General features: G+C 71.9%; 21 protein-coding genes. 16 read left to right on the forward strand and 5 right to left on the reverse strand.

Annotated elements, in window-relative coordinates:
* Window positions 1-207 precede the first annotated feature (207 nt).
* The 12 genes from ACQP1N_RS11250 (at window position 208) to ACQP1N_RS11305 (ending at window position 11710) form a co-directional block, all read left to right on the forward strand.
* Window positions 208-516, forward strand: coding sequence for a DUF503 domain-containing protein (locus ACQP1N_RS11250; RefSeq protein ID WP_242608709.1), 309 nt, complete (start codon window positions 208-210; stop codon window positions 514-516).
* A 160-nt stretch (window positions 517-676) separates the two neighbouring features.
* Window positions 677-1192 carry a 30S ribosome-binding factor RbfA gene (rbfA, locus tag ACQP1N_RS11255; protein ID WP_433230982.1) on the forward strand — a complete coding sequence of 172 codons (516 nt, stop codon included), beginning with the start codon at window positions 677-679 and terminating at the stop codon, window positions 1190-1192.
* A complete protein-coding gene (locus tag ACQP1N_RS11260) occupies window positions 1189-2334 on the forward strand; it encodes a DHH family phosphoesterase (RefSeq protein WP_242608708.1) in 1146 nt (381 codons plus the stop codon). The genes rbfA and ACQP1N_RS11260 overlap by 4 nt, the downstream gene beginning before the upstream one ends.
* Before the next feature lie 15 nt (window positions 2335-2349).
* Complete coding sequence (truB, locus tag ACQP1N_RS11265) at window positions 2350-3222, forward strand: tRNA pseudouridine(55) synthase TruB (RefSeq protein WP_067792116.1); 873 nt, start codon at window positions 2350-2352, stop codon at window positions 3220-3222.
* 169 nt (window positions 3223-3391) lie between these two features.
* Entirely contained in the window at window positions 3392-4060 is a 669-nt protein-coding gene (trhA, locus tag ACQP1N_RS11270) for a PAQR family membrane homeostasis protein TrhA (protein ID WP_433230987.1), read from the forward strand.
* Window positions 4061-4156: 96 nt separating this feature from the next.
* Complete coding sequence (locus tag ACQP1N_RS11275) at window positions 4157-5110, forward strand: bifunctional riboflavin kinase/FAD synthetase (protein ID WP_067792113.1); 954 nt, start codon at window positions 4157-4159, stop codon at window positions 5108-5110.
* A 226-nt stretch (window positions 5111-5336) separates the two neighbouring features.
* Entirely contained in the window at window positions 5337-5606 is a 270-nt protein-coding gene (rpsO, locus tag ACQP1N_RS11280; protein ID WP_067792110.1) for a 30S ribosomal protein S15, read from the forward strand.
* Window positions 5607-5845: 239 nt separating this feature from the next.
* Window positions 5846-8221: a polyribonucleotide nucleotidyltransferase gene (locus ACQP1N_RS11285; protein WP_433230991.1), complete on the forward strand. Its 2376-nt coding sequence runs from the start codon at window positions 5846-5848 to the stop codon at window positions 8219-8221.
* Window positions 8222-8350: 129 nt separating this feature from the next.
* Window positions 8351-9670, forward strand: coding sequence for a M16 family metallopeptidase (locus tag ACQP1N_RS11290; RefSeq protein WP_433230994.1), 1320 nt, complete (start codon window positions 8351-8353; stop codon window positions 9668-9670).
* 108 nt (window positions 9671-9778) lie between these two features.
* Window positions 9779-10402, forward strand: a complete 624-nt coding sequence (locus tag ACQP1N_RS11295; protein WP_433230997.1) for an FMN-dependent NADH-azoreductase — start codon at window positions 9779-9781, stop codon at window positions 10400-10402.
* A 37-nt stretch (window positions 10403-10439) separates the two neighbouring features.
* On the forward strand, window positions 10440-11177 hold the full coding sequence (dapB, locus tag ACQP1N_RS11300; protein WP_084262288.1) for a 4-hydroxy-tetrahydrodipicolinate reductase: 738 nt from the start codon (window positions 10440-10442) through the stop codon (window positions 11175-11177).
* Window positions 11177-11710 carry a transglutaminase-like domain-containing protein gene (locus tag ACQP1N_RS11305; protein ID WP_433232666.1) on the forward strand — a complete coding sequence of 178 codons (534 nt, stop codon included), beginning with the start codon at window positions 11177-11179 and terminating at the stop codon, window positions 11708-11710. Before dapB ends, ACQP1N_RS11305 begins: the two co-directional genes overlap by 1 nt.
* 212 nt (window positions 11711-11922) lie before the next feature.
* On the opposite strand, the gene modA is transcribed toward ACQP1N_RS11305, so the two are convergent.
* Complete coding sequence (gene modA, locus ACQP1N_RS11310) at window positions 11923-12702, reverse strand: molybdate ABC transporter substrate-binding protein (RefSeq protein WP_433231001.1); 780 nt, start codon at window positions 12700-12702, stop codon at window positions 11923-11925.
* Between the two features lie 112 nt (window positions 12703-12814).
* Between modA and ACQP1N_RS11315 the strand changes: the two genes are divergently transcribed.
* Both ACQP1N_RS11315 and ACQP1N_RS11320 read left to right on the forward strand, forming a co-directional pair.
* Window positions 12815-13489, forward strand: coding sequence for a uracil-DNA glycosylase (locus tag ACQP1N_RS11315; RefSeq protein ID WP_067792094.1), 675 nt, complete (start codon window positions 12815-12817; stop codon window positions 13487-13489).
* Between the two features lie 86 nt (window positions 13490-13575).
* Window positions 13576-14583, forward strand: a complete 1008-nt coding sequence (locus tag ACQP1N_RS11320; RefSeq protein ID WP_067792092.1) for a DUF3995 domain-containing protein — start codon at window positions 13576-13578, stop codon at window positions 14581-14583.
* Here ACQP1N_RS11320 and ACQP1N_RS11325 read toward each other — a convergent pair.
* The 4 genes from ACQP1N_RS11325 to ACQP1N_RS11340 form a co-directional block, all read right to left on the reverse strand.
* The gene (locus ACQP1N_RS11325; RefSeq protein WP_067792090.1) at window positions 14547-15413 is read right to left on the reverse strand and encodes a 1,4-dihydroxy-2-naphthoate polyprenyltransferase; all 867 of its coding nucleotides are present in this window, start codon (window positions 15411-15413) and stop codon (window positions 14547-14549) included. The genes ACQP1N_RS11320 and ACQP1N_RS11325 overlap by 37 nt on opposite strands.
* Before the next feature lie 34 nt (window positions 15414-15447).
* Complete coding sequence (locus ACQP1N_RS11330) at window positions 15448-17097, reverse strand: MFS transporter (protein ID WP_242608706.1); 1650 nt, start codon at window positions 17095-17097, stop codon at window positions 15448-15450.
* 21 nt (window positions 17098-17118) lie between these two features.
* Complete coding sequence (locus ACQP1N_RS11335; RefSeq protein ID WP_067792088.1) at window positions 17119-17685, reverse strand: GNAT family N-acetyltransferase; 567 nt, start codon at window positions 17683-17685, stop codon at window positions 17119-17121.
* A 72-nt stretch (window positions 17686-17757) separates the two neighbouring features.
* Window positions 17758-18309, reverse strand: coding sequence for a CGNR zinc finger domain-containing protein (locus ACQP1N_RS11340; protein WP_067792084.1), 552 nt, complete (start codon window positions 18307-18309; stop codon window positions 17758-17760).
* A gap of 125 nt (window positions 18310-18434) precedes the next feature.
* On the opposite strand from ACQP1N_RS11340, the gene ACQP1N_RS11345 reads away from it, so the two are divergent.
* On the forward strand, window positions 18435-18698 hold the full coding sequence (locus ACQP1N_RS11345) for a hypothetical protein (RefSeq protein WP_131732495.1): 264 nt from the start codon (window positions 18435-18437) through the stop codon (window positions 18696-18698).
* The gene (locus ACQP1N_RS11350; RefSeq protein WP_433231008.1) at window positions 18695-19057 is read left to right on the forward strand and encodes a VOC family protein; all 363 of its coding nucleotides are present in this window, start codon (window positions 18695-18697) and stop codon (window positions 19055-19057) included. The genes ACQP1N_RS11345 and ACQP1N_RS11350 overlap by 4 nt, the downstream gene beginning before the upstream one ends.
* The last annotated feature ends 2 nt before the right edge of the window (window positions 19058-19059 follow it).

The raw sequence follows: 19059 nt of genomic DNA on the forward strand, positions 1-19059 counted from the left end.
GGCAGCCGGCACGCCCGCGGGCCCGGCCCCCACCGGCCGGGCCCGCGGACGGCCGTTTCGCCGCCGATGTGATCGTTCGATCGGGCGGCACGACGCCGGGCGGATCTTCTGGCCTGGCGTCCGTCATGTCCGGCGCGCCCACCGCCCGCGGGCGCGGCCGGGAACACGGCGGGTGATCCCCGTCGTTCCATCTTTGAAGATCCCGAGGTGATCGACCAGGTGTACGTGGGTGCGCTGACACTCGACCTGCTGCTGGGGGACGTCCGTTCGCTGAAGCAGAAGCGGTCCGTCGTCCGGCCCGTCATCGCGGAGGTGCGCAAGCACTTCCCGGCGGTGGCCGTTGCCGAGACCGGTGACAACGACCTGCACCGCAGGGCGGAGATCGGGGTGGCGGTGGTCTCGGGTACCGCCGCGAACTGCACCCAGGTGCTCGACCAGTGCGAACGCCTGGTGGCCGGGCGGCCGGAGATCGAGCTGCTGTCCGCCCGCCGGCGGATCTTCAACGATGACGACTGAAGGACGGCTGGAACGGGGCTCTGGCGGGGTGGAAGACGACGTTGCGTCCATGTCGCCGGGGTGCGGAGGGTCATCCCCCGCAAGGAAACGACCCGAGGTGTGGGTACGGGTCGTCGTTGGACCATAGAGGGTCGGCAGACCAGAGAAAGGGAGTGCGATCATGGTGGACGCAGCCCGGGCGCGTAAGCTCGCCGACCGCATCCAGCAGATCGTGGCCGAGATGCTGGAGAGGCGGATCAAGGATCCGCGGCTCGGCTTCGTGACCGTGACGGACACCCGCATCACCAACGACCTGCGCGACGCGACCGTGTACTACACGGTGTACGGGTCGGACGGCGAGCGCGCCGAGACGGCCGCCGCGCTGGAGAGCGCCAAGGGCGTGATCCGGTCGGAGGTGGGACGCAAGACGGGGGTCCGGCACACGCCCAGCATCACCTTCGTCATGGACTCCCTCATGGAGAACGCGGCGCACATCGACGACCTGCTGGCCAAGGCGCGCGCCAAGGACGCCGAGGTGGCGCGGGCCGCGCAGGGCGCGGCCCCGGCCGGTGACGCGAACCCCTATCGCGAGGCGGCCGCGGACGAGGAGGACCTCGACGCCGACGACGCCGGCTCCGCGGGGCACGAGGCGGCGGGGGACGGTGAGGACGGCAGTTCCGGGCGCCCGTCATCGTGAGCGGACCGGAGGTGCGCGCGGAGCCTCCGGGCGCCGGCCGGCCCGAGGAGTGCCACCTGCACGATGCGGACGGGTACGGCGCGGGCGGCCATGACACCGTCCCGCGCGGTGGCGGTGGCGGACGGGCCGGCGCGCACGCGGGCACGTCCGCCGATCTCGAATGGGACCGCGCGGTCGGGCTGATCAACGCGGCGGAGGAGGTCTGCCTCGTCTGCCACGTGACCCCGGACGGGGATGCGCTCGGCTCGATGCTGGCGCTCGCGCAGGTGCTGCGGGCGCTCGGCAAACGGTGCGCGGCGTCCTTCGGGGAGCCGTTCACCGTGCCGGCGATCCTGCGGTTCCTGCCGGGGCAGGAGATGCTGGTGGAGCCCGCCCGGCTGCCGGAGGCGCCGGAGCTGATGATCTCGCTGGACGCGGCGGGCCGGGCCCGGCTCGGCTCCCTCGCCGGACGCTCCGACCGGGCGGGCGCGCTGATCGTCGTCGACCACCACGCGTCCAATGTCGGGTTCGGCGGCGTGCGGCTCGTCGATCCGGCCGCCGCCGCCACGGCGGTCCTGGTGGAGGAGTTGATCCGCAGGCTCGGCGTCCCGCTGGACCGCGACGTCGCGCAATGCCTGTACGCGGGGCTCGCCAGCGACACCGGTTCGTTCAAGTACCCGTGCACGACCCCCGAGGTCCACGACCTGGCGGGGCGGCTGCTGACCGCGGGAGTCCGGCCGGACGCGGTCGGCCGCGAGCTGTGGGACCGGGCGCCGTTCGGCTACCTGCAGGTGCTCGCGGGCGCGCTGGCGCGGGCCCGGCTGGAGCGCGACGCCGCCGGCGGCCGCGGCCTGGTGTGGACGACGATCCCCCGGGCGGACCGGGACGCCCGCGACGTCCGCTACGACCAGCTCGAAGGCGTCATCGACCAGCTCAGGCGCACGGATGAGGCCGAGGTCGCGGTCGTGTGCAAGGAGAACGACCGGGGCGAGTGGTATGTGTCCACCCGGTCCAAGGGCTCGGTCGACGTGGGCCGCGCCTGCGTCGACCTCGGCGGAGGCGGGCACCGGACCGCCGCCGCGTTCACCATGGGCGGGGAGCCCGCCTGCATCATCGACCGGCTGCGTGCGGCGCTGCGCGTGCCCGGCGACGGCGACGACTGAGATTGCGGAGCGCGCGTGGACAATTCGGGACTCGTCATCGTGGACAAGCCCGCCGGCTGGACGTCGCACGACGTGGTCGGGAAGATGCGGCGGATCGCCCGGACCCGGCGGGTCGGGCACGCGGGCACGCTCGACCCGATGGCGACGGGCGTGCTCGTCCTCGGGGTCGGCAAGGCCACCCGGCTCCTCGGTCATCTCGCGCTGACGGAGAAGGGGTACGACGCGACGATCCGCCTGGGCCAGGCGACCAACACCGATGACGCCGAGGGCGAGATCACCGCGACGGCTTCGGCCGGGTCCGTCACGGACGAGACGCTGCGCGCGGGCATCGCCGGGCTGACCGGGACGATCCAGCAGATCCCGCCGCAGGTCAGTGCGATCAAGGTGAACGGCGAGCGGGCCTACAAGATGGCGCGCAAGGGGGAGGAGGTCGCGCTCGCGGCACGTCCGGTGACCGTGCGCGAGTTCACGGTCCTGGACGTCCGGCGGCGGGGCGACGTGGTCGATGTGGACGCCTCCGTCTCCTGTTCGTCCGGTACCTACATCCGCGCGCTCGCCCGCGACCTCGGTGCCTCCCTCGGGTGCGGCGGCCATCTGACCGCGCTGCGCCGCACCCGCGTCGGCCCTTACGACCTGCCGATGGCGCGGACCCTCGACCAGCTCGGCGAGAAGCTGGAGATCCTCCCGATGGGCGAGGCGGTCGCGGCGGTGTTCCCGCGCCGGGACGTGTCGGACGACGAGGCCCGCAAGGTCGCGCACGGCGGGCGGCTCCCGGCCGCGGGGCTGGGGCCGGGCCCGGTCGGCGTCTTCGCACCGGACGGGACGCTGCTCGCCCTCGTTGAGGAGCACGGCGGGGCCGCCAAGCCGCTCGCCGTCTTCGTGTCCTGAGCCGGATGTCCTGACCGGATGTCCTGACCGGGGCGTCCTGACCGGGCGACAGGGCAGGTGGTAGGGCGGGCGATGCGCCCGTGGCGAGCATCACCGGACGAAAGTAATGCACGGCAACCTACGCTCACGTAACCTACGTGGGCGTAGGTTAGTTGGTGAGGAGGTGTCCGTGACCACTGTGAAGGACCACCCCCCGGTGGCGTCCCCGACCCGGCCCCGGCTGCGCGGCTGGCTGCACCTCGGCGCGTTCCCCGCGGTGCTGATCGCCGGGCTGGTGCTGGTCGCGCTGGGCCCGAGCGTGCAGGCGCGGCTCGCGTCGGCGGTGTACGTGGCGACATCGGGGATGCTGTTCGGAATCTCGGGGACGTACCATCGGCAGCGCTCGCATCGGCTGATCGAGGTGCTGCGCCGCTTCGACCACGCCAACATCTATCTGATCATCGCCGGGACGTACACGCCGTTCGCCGTCGTGGCGCTGGACGGCGGCGTCCGTCTCGCCGTCCTCCTCACCGTCTGGACGGGCGCCGTCGCCGGCGTCGTCTTCCGGACGACCTGGATCGGCGCCCCCCGCGCCCTCTACGTGACCCTCTACATCGTGCTGGGCTGGGTCGCGGTGTTCTTCCTGCCACAGTTCCTGGCCGGCGCCGGCGTGGCCGCCTGCGTGCTGGTCGCGACCGGCGGCATCTGCTACAGCGTCGGCGGCGTCGTGTACGGGCTGCGCCGCCCCGACCCGTTCCCGCACTGGTTCGGTTTCCACGAGGTGTTCCACGCCTGCACCCTCGCCGCCTACATCCTGCAGTACATCGCGGTATCGCTGGTCGTCTACCGGTCCGGGTGACGGGTACCCCCTGGGTGCGACCGGCGCGGCCGGCGCATGGCAGTCTTAAGGACGCAGGAGAAGGCCGGCAGGCACGTCCTACGCAGGGAGACAAAGGTGCGGCGTTGGAATGGCCTCGACGAGGTCCCCGCGGACTGGGGCCGTTCGGTGATCACCATCGGGGTGTTCGACGGCGTGCACCGCGGCCATCAGCGGATCGTCGGCGCGGCGGCGGAGGAGGCCCGCCGCCGCGGCCTGCGCTCGGTGGTCATCACGTTCGACCCGCACCCCGACGAGGTCGTCCGGCCGGGCAGCCATCCGCCGCTGCTCGCCACCACCAGGCGCCGCATCGAACTGCTGGAGGGCCTCGGCACGGACGCGGTCGTGGTCGTGCCGTTCGACCTTGAGCTGTCCAAGATGCCGCCGGACGAGTTCGTCCAGTCGGTCCTGGTCGACCGGCTCCACGCGGCGCACGTCATCGTCGGCGAGGATTTCCGGTTCGGGCACAAGGCCAAGGGCGATGTCGCACTGCTGCGGGAGCTCGGCGAGAAGTACGACTTCACCGCCGAGGGGATGCCGCTCGTGGCCAACGGCGACACCATCTCGTCCACCTACATCCGGGGACGTCTCGACGCCGGCGAGGTCGAGGCGGCGGCGCGGGCGCTCGGCCGCCCGCACCGCGTCGAGGGCGTCGTCGTGCGCGGCCACCAGCGGGGCCGCGCGCTCGGGTTCCCCACCGCGAACCTGGAGACGCTGCCGCACACCGCGATCCCGGCCGACGGCGTCTACGCGGGCTGGCTGGTCTGCGACTCCGACCGCTACCCGGACTTCCGCTGGCCCGCCGCGATCTCCATCGGCACGAACCCGACGTTCGAGGGCGCGGGGGAGCGGACCGTCGAGGCGTACGCACTGGACCGTGACGACCTCGACCTGTACGGCGAGCACATGGGCGTCGACTTCGCCGCCCGCATCCGCGACACGCTGAAGTTCGACTCGATCGAGGCGCTGATCGAGGAGATGCACCGGGATGTCGCGCGGGCTCGGGAGGTCACCTCCGGCCGGCCCCGGTGAGCCGTCCCCGCAGACCACCCCGGTGTGGTGCGTACCCTGCGACAACAGAGGCTTTCGCTTCGTGACGGACGGCGTTTCCGGCATGGTACGGTGAAGAGTCGCCGGGAAGGGCCCCGGCGCGGCTGGCTGCACCCTCATGCGGCCCGCCACTCTCTTAAACGCACCATGCGGACCGTGCGCCCTCCGGGTCCGGATCTGCGGGTGACGATCCCATCGAAGGAGCCACGTGTCGCTCGACACCGCCACGAAGAACCAGATCATCGCCGAATACGCGACCACTGAGGGTGACACCGGATCGCCGGAGGTCCAGGTCGCGCTGCTGACACGCCGCATCAACGATCTGACCGAGCACCTCAAGGAGCACAAGCACGACCACCACAGCCGCCGGGGCCTCCTGCTGCTGGTCGGCCGTCGTCGCCGGCTCCTGAAGTACCTCGCCAACAAGGACATCAACCGTTACCGGCAGCTGATCGAGCGTCTCGGCCTGCGCCGCTAGACGGTAAGGGAGTGGCCCGTGGGGCCACTCCCTTCCTTTGTGGCCCCCCGCGGCCGGAGGGCCCGCCCGGCCCCGGCCGCACAACTGCAGACAAGCCTCGCGGACACCGCTGGTGCGGGCCGGTCCTCGGTAGTGGCTTCCGGATCCGTTGCGCCGCATCGGCGGCGATCTCGATCCGGGTGCTTCGATCGAAGACCGGCAGCGTGACAAGCCGGCGGGAAACGGCCGCGAGGACCGACATGGAACCCTTGAGGAGGTTTCCCGTGACAGAAGCCGTGCGCATCGACGGTGCGCAGAGCACCGAAGCCGTGATCGACAACGGCACGTTCGGCACCCGCACCATCCGCTTCGAGACCGGCCGGCTGGCCCGGCAGGCGGCCGGCTCCGCCGTCGCCTACCTCGATGACGAGACGATGGTGCTGTCGGCGACCACCGCGTCCAAGAAGCCCAAGGAGAACCTGGACTTCTTCCCGCTGACCGTGGACGTCGAGGAGCGGATGTACGCGGCCGGGCGCATCCCCGGCTCGTTCTTCCGCCGCGAGGGCCGTCCCTCCGAGGACGCGATCCTCACCTGCCGGCTGATCGACCGGCCGCTGCGCCCGTCGTTCACCAAGGGCCTGCGCAACGAGATTCAGGTCGTCGAGACGATCATGGCGCTGCACCCCGACCACCTGTACGACGTCGTGGCGATCAACGCCGCCTCGATGTCCACGCAGCTGGCGGGCCTGCCGTTCTCCGGTCCGATCGGCGGCGTCCGCGTCGCGCTGATCGAGGGCCAGTGGGTCGGCTTCCCCACCCACCCCGAGCTGGAGCGCGCCACCTTCGACATGGTCGTCGCCGGGCGCGTCCTGCCGGACGGCGACGTCGCGATCATGATGGTGGAGGCGGAGTCCACCCGCGACACCCTCAAGCTCGTCGGCGAGGGCGCGACCGCCCCGACGGAGGAGACCGTCGCCGAGGGCCTTGAGGCCGCCAAGCCGTTCATCAAGGTCCTGTGCAAGGCGCAGAGCGACCTCGCGGCCGTCGCCGCCAAGGAGACCGCCGAGTACCCGATCTTCCTGGACTACCAGGACGACGTGCTCGCCGCCGTCACCGAGGCCGTCGGCGACGAGCTGGCGCAGGCGCTGACCATCGCCGGCAAGCAGGAGCGCGAGACCCGGCTCGACGCGATCAAGGCGGCCACCGCCGAGAAGCTCGCCGAGCGGTTCGAGGGGCGCGAGAAGGAGATCTCCGCCGCCTACCGTGCCGTCACCAAGAAGCTGGTCCGCGAGCGGGTCACCCGCGACGGGCTGCGCATCGACGGCCGCGGCCCGAAGGACATCCGCCAGCTGACCGCCGAGGCGCACGTCGTCCCGCGGGTGCACGGCTCGGCGCTGTTCGAGCGCGGTGAGACCCAGATCCTCGGCGTGACGACGCTGAACATGCTCCGCATGGAGCAGACGATCGACACGCTCAACCCCGAGCGCACCAAGCGCTACATGCACAACTACAACTTCCCGCCGTACTCCACCGGTGAGACCGGCCGGGTCGGCTCGCCCAAGCGCCGCGAGATCGGGCACGGCGCGCTCGCCGAGCGCGCCCTGATCCCGGTGCTGCCGAGCCGTGAGGAGTTCCCGTACGCGATCCGGCAGGTGTCGGAGGCGCTCGGCTCCAACGGCTCCACCTCGATGGGCTCGGTCTGCGCGTCCACCATGTCGCTGCTGGACGCGGGCGTCCCGCTCAAGCAGATGGTGGCGGGCATCGCGATGGGCCTGATCAACGAGGGCGGCGAGTACGTCACGCTGACCGACATCCTCGGTGCCGAGGACGCGTTCGGCGACATGGACTTCAAGGTCGCCGGCACCCGTGACCTGATCACCGCGCTGCAGCTCGACACCAAGCTCGACGGCATCCCCGCGTCGGTGCTGGCCGCCGCGCTGAAGCAGGCCAAGGGTGCCCGCCTGGCGATCCTGGACGTGATGCAGGAGGCCATCGAGGCGCCCGCCGAGATGAGCCCGAACGCGCCGCGGATCATCACGATCAAGGTCCCGGTCGACAAGATCGGCGAGGTCATCGGCCCCAAGGGCAAGATGATCAACTCGATCCAGGACGACACCGGCGCCGACATCACGATCGAGGACGACGGAACCATCTACGTCGGCGCCACCGACGGCCCGTCCGCCGAGGCCGCCCGGCAGGCGATCAACTCGATCGCGAACCCGCACATGCCGGAGGTCGGCGAGCGGTTCCTCGGCACCGTCGTCAAGACCACCACGTTCGGCGCGTTCGTGTCGCTGCTGCCCGGCAAGGACGGCCTGCTGCACGTCTCGCAGATCCGCAAGCTGCACGGCGGCGCCCGGATCGAGAACGTCGAGGACGTGATGGGCGTCGGCGAGAAGGTCCAGGTGGAGGTCACCGAGATCGACCAGCGCGGCAAGCTGTCGCTGGTGCCGGTCGAGGTCATCGAGCGCGAGGCCGCCGAGAGGGCCGAGAAGGGCGATGAGGACGCCGGCGCCGAGGCGTCGGGGGGCGACGACTCCGGCGAGCGCCGGGAGCGCCGCGACGACGGTGGGCGCGGCCCGCGCCGCCGCCGCACCCGCCGCGGCGGCGACGACGCCGGCCAGCACAACTCCTGATCCCGGCTTTGACCGGCCGGCCGGTCCGCAGCAGAACCTCCAGCGCAGCCGTCCTGAGAAGGGACGGCTGCGCTGGGGGCTGTGGGATGGCCGGCCGGCCGCTTTCCAACGACGGAATGTGAGCGATACGTGACCCTGCCGGCGCGGGCGCAGGAGCCCGGCACCACCACCACGATCCATGCCGACGGCGCCGGCGCGGTGCGCCGCACCGTCCTGCCCGGCGGGCTGCGCGTCATCACCGAGACGATGCCGACCGTGCGGTCCGCCGCGTTCGGCATCTGGTCGGCGGTCGGCTCCCGCGACGAGGCGCCCGCCGACGCCGGCGCCAGCCACTACCTGGAGCACGTGCTGTTCAAGGGCACCCGGCGGCGGTCGGCGCTGGAGCTCTCCGCGGCGATCGACGCGGTCGGCGGCGACCTCAACGCGTTCACCGCCAAGGAGTACACCTGCTACTACGCGCGGGTCCTGGACGCCGACCTGCCCCTCGCCGTGGACGTCGTCTCCGACATGGTCGCCGAGTCGGTCAACCGCCCCGAGGACGTCGAGGCCGAGCGCGGCGTGATCCTCGAAGAGATCCACATGCGCGACGACGACCCCGGCGACCTGATCCACGACGAGTTCGCCACCGCCCTGTACGGCGACACCCCGCTCGGCCGTCCCATCCTCGGTACCGAGGAGTCGATCAACGCCCTGTCCCGCGACCGGATCCACGGGTACTACCGGGAGCACTACGTCCCGTCCAAGCTGGTGGTGTCGGTGGCGGGCAACATCGACCACGACGAGGTCGTCGGGCTGGTGTCGCGCGCGTTCGAGGGCCACCTGACCGGGGACGCCGCGCCCGCCGCACCGCGCCTGGACGGGACGCCCGCGCCGCTCGACCCGCGCAGCGTGGTGATCGACAAGGACACCGAGCAGGCGCACATCATCCTCGGCGGCGCCGGTGTGTCCCGCACCGATGACCGCCGGTTCGCGCTCGGCGTGCTGAACGCGGCGCTCGGCGGCGGCATGTCGTCCCGCCTGTTCCAGGAGATCCGGGAGAAGCGCGGGCTGGCGTACTCGGTGTACAGCTACACCGCCCAGTACGCCGACTCGGGCATCTTCGGCGTCTACGCGGGCTGCCAGCCCGCCAAGGCCGAGGAGGTCCTGTCGATCTGCCGGGACGAGCTCGCCAAGGCCGCCGATGAGTGCCTCACCGATGAGGAGCTGGACCGAGGCAAGGGGCAGCTGCGCGGTGCCATGGTCCTCGGCCTGGAGGACACCGGTTCCCGCATGAGCCGCATCGGCAAGAGCGAGCTGGTGTACGAGTCGCTGCTGCCGGTGGAGGAGGTACTGGCCCGCATCGAGGCCGTCACCCTCGACGACGTCCGGGCCATCGCCCGTGAGCTCCTCGCCGGGCGCCAGGCACTCACCGTCATCGGCCCGGTGGGGGATCGGGACTTCACCGCCTGAACGTCGTCGGTGGCCGTGAACGGGGCGGGTTGTTAAGCGGACCATAGTCCGCTATCTTCCGAAGGGTAATCGGACCATGGTCCGTATGCCTTCGTTGAAGGGACCCTCATGTCTCGTCTGCTGCACATCTCCGCCTCGCCCCGCGGTGCCGCGTCCGAGTCGCTGGCGATCGCCGGAACGTTCACGGACGCCTACCGCGAGGTCCACGGCGACGTCGTCGACCACTTCGACCTGTGGGACGGCACGCTTCCGGTGTTCGGGCCGGCCGGAGCCGGCGCCAAGATGACCGTGTTCGCGGGAGAGGACCCGTCCGGTGAGCAGGCGACCGCCTGGCGGGCCGCCCGCGCCGTCTTCGAGCGCTTCGACTCCTATGACCGGTACCTGTTCAGCGTGCCCATGTGGAATTCCAGCGTCCCGTACGTCCTCAAGCAGTTCATCGACGTGGTCTCGCAGCCCGGCTGGGTGTTCGGCTTCGACACGGAGAAGGGCTACACCGGCCTGCTGCGCGGCAAGAAGGCGGCCGTCGTCTACACCAGCGCCGTCTACGGGACGGGGCGCCCGCCGGAGTTCGGCTCCGACCACCAGGCCCCGTTCCTGGCCGGCTGGCTGCGCTGGACCGGGATCACCGATCTCAGCAGCGTCGAGTTCCGCCCGAACCTCGCCACGGGCGACGCCGAGAGCGGACGCCGCGCCGCACACGCCGAAGCGCGCGAGCTGGGCAAGCGCTTCTGACGATAGGCTCGGGCAGGGAGCCAACCGGGAGGAACACGTGACAAAGGTCGGGGTGCTGGGCGCGCGGGGCCGCATGGGGGCCGAGGTGTGCCGAGCCGTGCAAGAGGCCGACGGCATGGAACTCGTCGCGGCCGTCGACCATGGGGACGCGCTCGACGCGCTCACCGCCGCCGAGGTCATCGTCGACTTCACCAACCCCGCCGTCGTCATGGACAACCTGAAATGGTGCGTCGAGCGCGGCCTGCACGCCGTCGTCGGCACCACCGGGTTCGACCCGTCCCGCCTCGACACGGTCCGCTCCTGGCTGACCGATGACTCGTCCGGGAACGTCCTCATCGCCCCGAACTTCGGGATCGGCGCGGTGCTGATGATGCACTTCGCGCAGCAGGCGGCCCCGTTCTTCGAGTCCGTGGAGATCGTCGAGACGCACCATCCGAACAAGGTCGACGCCCCGTCCGGCACCGCCTACCGCACCGCCGAGCTGATCGCCGCCGCACGCGCCGAGGCCGGCGTGTCCCCGTCGCCGGACGCCACCACCTCCGAGGTCGCCGGTGCCCGCGGCGCGGACGTGGACGGGGTGCGCGTGCACGCCGTCCGCATGTCCGGCGCCATCGCCCACCAGGAGGTCGTCCTCGGCGGGCACGGCGAGCTGTTCACCATCCGGCACGACTCGATGAACCGCGAGTCGTTCATGCCCGGTGTGCTGCTCGCCGTCCGCAGGGTCCCCGAACTCGACCGCCTCACCATCGGCATCGAGGCGCTCCTCGGCCTGTGATGGACTTCGCCGCCGAGCCCTGGGACTACCTCGCCGCGTCCGAGGCGATCGACATCGAGCATCCGCTCGTCCAGTCGATCGCCTCGGAGTTGCGGACCGGTGACGACATCGCCTACGCCCACGCGGCCTTCGACCACGTCCGCGACCGGGTCACGCACTCGATGGACGCCACCGACCCACGCGTCCCCTGGCGTGCCTCCGACGTCCTGGACCAGCGCACCGGGCTCTGCTATGCCAAGTCCCACGCCTATGTGGCGCTGCTGCGCGCGGGCGGCATCCAGGCGGGTCTGTGCTACCAGCAGTCGTCCGGCATCCTGCACGGCCTCACCGCCGCCCTGGTGGACGACCGGTGGGTGCTGCTCGACCCGCGTGGCAACAAGCCGGGGATCGACGTGCGGTTCTCCGCGTCCGAGGACCGCCTCGCCCACCCCGGCGACCCGGTCCACCCGACGATCTACGCGGCGCCGCCCGGCTTCGTCCTCGAAGGGCTCAAGGCCATGTCCGAGCCCGCCGCCCTGCCCGCCCTGCTCTGACGGACCCGCGCGTACCCGTTCCACTTGCTCGGGTTGGTGCGCCGCGGGCCCGGGCGGCGATCCTCAAGGGCGGTACTCGGCGAAGTCACCTCCAGCGCGAGTTCGAGGTGCTCGGGGAGTGCCTTCCTGAGCTGGGCACGCCGTCCCCTGATGGCGGTCTTCTCGTCGAGGACGCAGAGATCCGGAACCAGTGGTCCTCACCGGGAACCGGATCAGCTGGGCGGGGCCGGGCTCGGAAAGCCGTACTTGTGGAAGAGCTTCTGCGCGGCGGGGGCGAGCAGCCAGGACACGAAGGCGTCCGCCTCGGCCTCGTGTTCGGAGTCGCGGACGGTGGCGGCGGGGAAGGCCGCGGTGACGTTGAGGTCCGCCGGGATGGGGACGCTGCTCGCCGCCACCCCCGCCGAGCGCAGGTCGGTGATGTAGACGATGCCCGCGTCGGCCTCGCCGGAGCGGATCCTGTCCAGGACGGCGCGGGCGCCGATCTCCTCCGAGTTCCACCGGACGGACAGCCCGGCCTTCGCGAACACCTGCCGCGTGTAGCGGCCCACCGGGACCGTTCCGGCGCCGACGGCCACGCGCAGGCCCGGCCGGGTCAGGTCGTACAGGCTCCGGATGCGCCGGGGGTTGCCGGGCCCGACCGCGATCGTGAGTGAGTCGTGCGTGACGATCGAGCGGCGTCCGGTCAGGTACTCGGCCGCGTCGTCCATGCTCGCCCTGTCCGCCGTCACGAGGACGTCGCCCGGGGTGTGGTCGGACAGCCGGTCGACCATCTCCGGGGAATCGCCGAACACGAAGCGCAGCTTCACGCCCGGATGCTCCTGGTGGTAGGCCGTGCCCATCTCACCGAAGACCTCGGTCAGGGACGAGGTGGCCAGGACGGTCAGCGTCGCCGGCCCCGGCGAGCCGCCGCAGCCCGTGAGGACGCCGGGCAGGACGAGTACGGTGAGCAGCGTGGAGGCGCGGAGACGCCGGCGGCCGGGGAAATCGGGCATATGGCCTCATCCTAGGGTCGGGATCCTTTCGTGCCGGTGATTCAGCGTGGTGTGTCAGTGGTGCGCACTAGTGTTTCCGGCAACTGAAGATCACGTCCTCGGAGGCCCGACGATGTCCCTCGACCTGATGGAACTGCTGCCCGGCGACTGGCGGGAGCGGCTCGATCCGCTGCTCGACCCGATCGCCACCGCCGCGCTGGGCGCGTTCGTCGCGGGGGAGTACGCCGCGCAGGCCGTCTACCCGCCGCGCGAGGACCTGTTCAACGCGTTCCGGCACTGCCCGTTCGACGGCACCCGCGTGCTGATCCTCGGCCAGGACCCCTACCACGGTGCGGGCCAGGCGCACGGGCTCAGCTTCAGCGTCCGCGACGGCGTGCGGCTGCCGCCGTCGCTGCGCAACATCTACAAGGAGCTGGCCACCGACCTCGGCGTTCCGGTTCCGCAGTCCGGTGATCTCACCCGCTGGGCCGACCAGGGGGTCCTGCTGCTGAACGCGGTGCTGACCGTGCGCGCCGGCGAGGCCGGATCGCACGCCGGCAAGGGCTGGGAGGACTTCACCGACGCCGCGATCCGCGCGCTGAACGACAAGAGCGAGCGTGTCGTGTTCGTGCTCTGGGGCGCCTACGCCCGCAAGAAGGCGAGGCTGATCACGGGCCCGCAGCACACCGTGATCGAATCGGCGCATCCGAGCCCGCTCAGCGCCAAGAAGTTCTTCGGGACGCGCCCGTTCAGCGCCGTCAACAAGGCTCTCGTCGACGCCGGGCTTCCCGAGATCAACTGGGGCTAGTCTCCCTCTCCCGGGGGAGGGGGCGGCCGTGGATTCCCCCGGCGGCGGGAGGCTCGGGCCAGGCGGTTGCGGGCATCGTCGGGGGCATGACCGCTTCAGTTCAGTTCCCCGGCCGGACGCACGCCGCGTGCGGCGGTCCCGGCCGCCTGCGCCTGGCCGTCTGCGCAGCGACGGTCGCCGCGTGCGTTCCCTACCTCACCATCAAGATCGCCTGGCTGTCCGGCAGCACGGTCGGATGGAACGATACGGCCTCCGCGCGGGACTCGGCGCTCTACGTCGCCAACGCGATCACGATGGGCATGGACGCGCTGGCCGTGGTGATCGTGCTGGCGTTCACGTTCCGGTGGGGGCTGCGGATTCCGGCGTGGCTGGTGCTGACGCCGATCTGGATCGCCGTCGGGCTGCTCACCCCGATCGTCCTCTCCGTTCCGCTCGGCGTGCTCCTGCAGACGCTCTTGTCCTCGGAGCCGCTGACCACCGGCGATCAGCCGATCCAAGGCTGGGTGTACGGCGTCGTCTACACGGGCTTCTCCCTGCAGGGCCTCGGCCTGCTCACGGCCTTCGTCCTGTACGCACGGAGCCGCTGGGCGGACGTCTTCACCGTCCGCACCAAGGACGTCCCTGAAGGCGCCACCCACTCGCTGCAGGCGCTGCTGGCGCGCACGGCGAGCGTGTTCGCGGTCGCCTTCGCGGCCGTGCACCTCTACTGGGCGTTGGGCGGGACGGCAGGGCTCCGCGAAGCGGAACTCGACCATAGGAATGTGGCCCAGCAACTGAGTGACGGCATCTGGGGAGGGCTGGCGCTCGCCGGTGCCGCCGCCCTCCTGGTGATCGTCCAGCGCCATGGCCGTCCGGACCGGTTCATAGCGCCGCTGGCCGTTGCCTGGGTCGGCGCCGCCACCACGTTCGCCTGGTCGCTCTACGGGCTCCTCGTGACGCTCGCGCAGCCGGGCTTCCTGGGGGACGACTCCACCGTCACGGCCAACCTGACGGCTCTCGGCGGGCTGCTGGCGGGGCTTCTCATGGGCGTCACCGGTGCCGTCCTGCTCGCCGAGCGTCAGACGGCCAGGCCGATCGCCAGCAGCACGCCGTAGGCGATCTGGAGCCGGCCGGTCTCGCCCAGCACGGGGATCAGGGCGGGGCCGGTCGCGCCGTTCAGCACCTTCTGCGTCGGCGGCAGCGACAGCGGCGCCGCGAGCAGCGCGATCAGCACCCACGGGTGCGGTGCCGCCAAGGCCAGGGCGAACATGAACGGCAGGGCCGTGCAGGCCGCGTACAGGATCCGGGTCCAGGGACCGCCGAGCATGACGGCGAGGGTCCGCTTGCCCGCCTCCCGGTCGGTCGGGATGTCGCGCAGGTTGTTCGCGACGAGCAGCGCGCAGGCGAGCAGCCCGATCGGCACCGCCGCCGCCCACGCCTCCCACGGCAGCCCCTCGACCTGGACGTACACCGTCCCGACGACGGCGACGAGACCGAAGAAGACGAACACCGCCACCTCGCCCAGCGCCCGGTAGCCGTACGGCGTCCTGCCGCCCGTGTAGAACCAGGCCGCGAGGATCGCGAACGCGCCGACGAGCAGCAGCCACCAGGTCGTCACGGCGGCGAGCGCCAGCCCGGCCACCGCCGCGGCGAGGAAGCAGCCGAGCGCGGCGGCGAGGACCTGCCTGGGCGGCGCGGTCTTCGATCCGACGAGCCGGAGCGGGCCGACGCGTTCCTCGTCGGTACCGCGGATGCCGTCGCTGTAGTCGTTGGAGTAGTTCACCCCGATCTGCAGGGCGAGGGCGACGAACGCGGCGAGGGCGGCGCGCCACCAGACGGGTTCGCCCTCGCCGACGGCGACGCCGGTGCCGACGACGACGGGAACGAGGGACGCGGGCAGGGTGCGGGGCCGGGATCCGGCGACCCATTGGGAGAGCGTGGCCACAGTTACCGCTTGTTCTCGTGGGACGACAGGGGGACTACTTCTCTGATTCTTCCCGATGAAGATCACCGCTCGGGCGCAGCCGCAGTGACACCCCGAGCCCGAGCGCGAGGATCGCCGCGGTGGTGAGCGCCGCGTTCCGGGTCGCGATCGCGAGGCTCTCGTCGGCGGCGTGCGCCGCGGCGGCCAGCGCGGGGTTCTCGTGCAGGTCGCGCCCGTACGTTCCGGCGCTCTCCCGCAGGTCGTGCGCCATGGCGGCCTGCCGTTCGGGGGGCAGCGCGGAGCCCGCCAGCCGGTCGGTCATCGCGTGCCCGAGGCTCGTCGCGAACACCGTCCCGATCGCGGCGATGCCGAGCGCCGCGCCGATCTGCCGGGCCGTCGACTGGGTTCCGGACGCCTGCCCCGACTGCGCCGGCGGGACGTCCGCCAGCGACACGTTCGTCAGCTGGGCCGAGGTCAGGCCGAGGCCCAGCCCGTACAGCAGCATCCACGGCGCGAGCCCGAACCCGCCGGTCGTGGCCGACACCGTGAGGCCCAGCGCGATGACGGCGCCGACCTCCAGCACCATGCCGAGCTGCACGACCCGGTGCGCGCCGCGCTTGTTCGCGAGCCTGCCCGCGTACCCGCCGGACAGGAACGCGCCGATGGCGAGCGGCAGGATCGCGAGGCTGATCTGCAGCGGATTCGTGCCGTGCACGCCGAGCAGGAACAGCGGCAGGACGAACAGCAGCCCCAGTTCGCCGACGTTGATGAGGGCCGAGGCCAGGTTGCCGCGGCGGAAGTTCGGGATGCGGAACAGTTCCAGGTCGAGCATCACCGGACGCCCGGCCGCCGCCCGGGACCGCTCCACCAGGACCAGCGCCCCGATCAGCAGGACCCCGAGCACGAGGACGACCGGGACCGGCGACGGCGCCGTCTCCGGCCAGTGGAACCCGGCCGGCGAGAGCGGGCGGGTCACGGTCCACCAGCCGTAGGTCTGGCCCTCGATGATCCCGAACACGAGCGCGCCGAGCCCGAGTGCGGACAGCAGCCCGCCCGTCCAGTCGATCTCGCGCCGTGCGCTCCCGGCGCTCGGCTGCCGTGTCTCGGGCAGCAGCCACAGCGCCCCGGCGACGAGCGCGGCGCCGAGCGGCAGGTTGATCCCGAACGCCCAGCGCCAGCCGCCGCCGGTGGCGACGGCCCCGCCGATGAGGGGGCCGAGCGCGGCCATACCGCTGATCATCGAGCCCCAGATGCCGAACGCGACGGCCCGGTCCCGCCCGGTGAACATCGTGTTCAGCGTGGACAGCGTGGCCGGCATGATCATCGAGGCGCCGGCGCCCTGCAGCGCCCGCGCACCGATCAGCGCCGGGCCGCTCCCGGCCAGCGCGGCGGCGAGGCTCGCCGCCGCGAACACCGCCGTGCCGAGCACGAACAGGCGGCGCCGCCCGAACAGGTCGCCCGCCCGGCCGAACGGGATGAGCAGCGCCGCGAACACCAGCGCGTACAGCGACGTGACCCACTCGGCGCCGGTGGTGGTGAGGCTCAGGTCCGTGACGATCCGGGGCAGCAGCACGCCGACGATCGTGGCGTCCACGACGATCAGCGACACGCCGAGGCTGATGACGGCCATGCCGAGCCAGCGATGCCGGACGGCGGGTGCCGCCGCGGAGGTGCGCGGCGGTGTCAGGGAGGTGGACTCGGGCACGACTTCAAAGATATTGCGGAGTCACGGGTGCACCTCACCGGCCCCTGCTTCGGCGCTGATGTCGGTGTGGAACCGGATCTGCCGGACGGGTTCCCCCATGTCGAGCGTGCGGGCCGTGCCGTCGGGCGCCCAGCCGGCCGAGCCGAGGAACGTCCGGGTCACCTCGTCGGCCTCGAACACCCAGCTGATCAGGGTGGTGAAGCCGTCCTCACGGAGCAGGTCGGCGGTCGCGGCGAGCAGCCGGCTGCCGTGCCCGGCGCGGGTGTGCAGCGGATCGACCAGCAGTGTGATCAGCTCCGCGGTGCGGGCCGGGTCGAGGTCGGCGTCCTCGGCCGGGCCGTGTGCGGCGAACCCGACGACCAGGTCGGACGCCACGGCGACCAGCAGCCGGTGCCGGGGGGTCGGCGGCGCCGCGGCCGCGTCCGCCCAGCGTTCCCGCCACGTCTCCACCGCGGCGGGGGAGGTCACCTCGTCGAGGACACCGGCGGGCAGGACGTCGCGGTACCCGTGCCGCCACGCCCGCACCTGGATGTCGGCGACGGCGGCCGCGTCCGCCCGCCGTGCGGGCCGCACCCCCACGTCCGCCATGCCGTCCTCCGCCCTCTCAACGCGCCCTCTCAACGGAAACCCGGCGTCCACACTAGCGAGCCGTGCGGCCGGTCAAGCCCGCGGCCTACGGCGAGCGCGGTAGGCGCGGGTCTTGGTGCGGTTTCCGCAGACGCTCATCGAACACCAGGCGCGGGAGCGGTTCTTGGAGGTGTCGAGGAACGCCCAGCGGCAGGTGTCCTCCTGGCAGACCTTCAGCCGGGGCCAGGTCCCGGCGGCGACCGACTCCATGATCGCGGCGGCGAGGCGGGCGAGGCCGGCGGCCGTCCCGGGCGGGTCGAGCGGGACGAGCGCGGGACGCGGGCCGGTGAGCGTGACCCGCAGCGGGAGGGCGGCCAGGGCGTCCTCCAGGGCGTCGGGGAAGCCGGCCTCCCGCGGCCCGTGGTGGGCGGACATGGCTTCGCGGAGGCCCTCCCGGAGCGCGACGGCCGTGCGCAGGTCATGCTCGTCCGCCCGGGTGCCCTCGGGGACGAGGCCGCGTTCGGCGAGCCAGCCGGCGAGCGCGCCGGGCGTCGCGATGTCGTCGGCCGCGGACTCGGTGTCGAACGTGTTGACGAAGTCTCTCAGCAGCAGCGCGGGGTCTCCGTCGATGTGAGCGTCCGCCATCACCCCTCCTGCTCGTCCACTCGGCACTCTACCAAGGTGCGACACCGTCATAAGGGTTTGACTGGTTGCGTTTATCCGACACCATCGTTACGGTTTAGGTGGTGTCAATGAAGGGGGAGGACGAGATGAACACGTTGCCCTACCTGGCCGGGCTCGCCATGCGGCACGCATGGGCGGAGCGCGAGTACGCAAAGCTCCACGCGGACATCGTCGAGGCGAGGCTCACCGCCCGCGCCAAGTCGATGGACCGCGCCGCACGGACACGGGCCCGGCTCCGTGACCGGCTCAGCGGGACTCGTCCGGCGCGCCATCCGCAGCCCGCGGTGTACTGCGCACGCGCCGCCGCGCACTCGGCCGGCATGGTCCGGGTGGCGGGAGGCGCGCGATGAACGACGTCACCCCGACGGTGGGCAACATCGTCATCGACTGCGCCGAGCTGGACGCCATGGCGGCGTTCTGGGGCGGGCTGCTCGGCATGAAGACGACCATGTCGAGCGACAACTGGCTCGACCTTGAGCCGCTTGGCGGGAACGGACCGACGCTGTCGTTCCAGCGCGTCCCGGAAGGGAAAACGATCAAGAACCGGCTGCACCTGGACCTGGACGTCCCCGACATCCACGCCGCCGGCGAGCGGGCGGCGCGCCTCGGCGCGACCCCGGCCGCCGAGCCCGTGGAGGGCGCGAGGACGTCGTTCCAGGTCTGGCGTGATCCCGAGGGCAACGAGTTCTGCTTCTGCGGCACGTCATGAAC

The sequence above is a fragment of the Actinomadura formosensis genome, from assembly GCF_050948385.1.
In the GTDB taxonomy this organism is placed as follows: Bacteria; Actinomycetota; Actinomycetes; order Streptosporangiales; family Streptosporangiaceae; genus Spirillospora; species Spirillospora formosensis.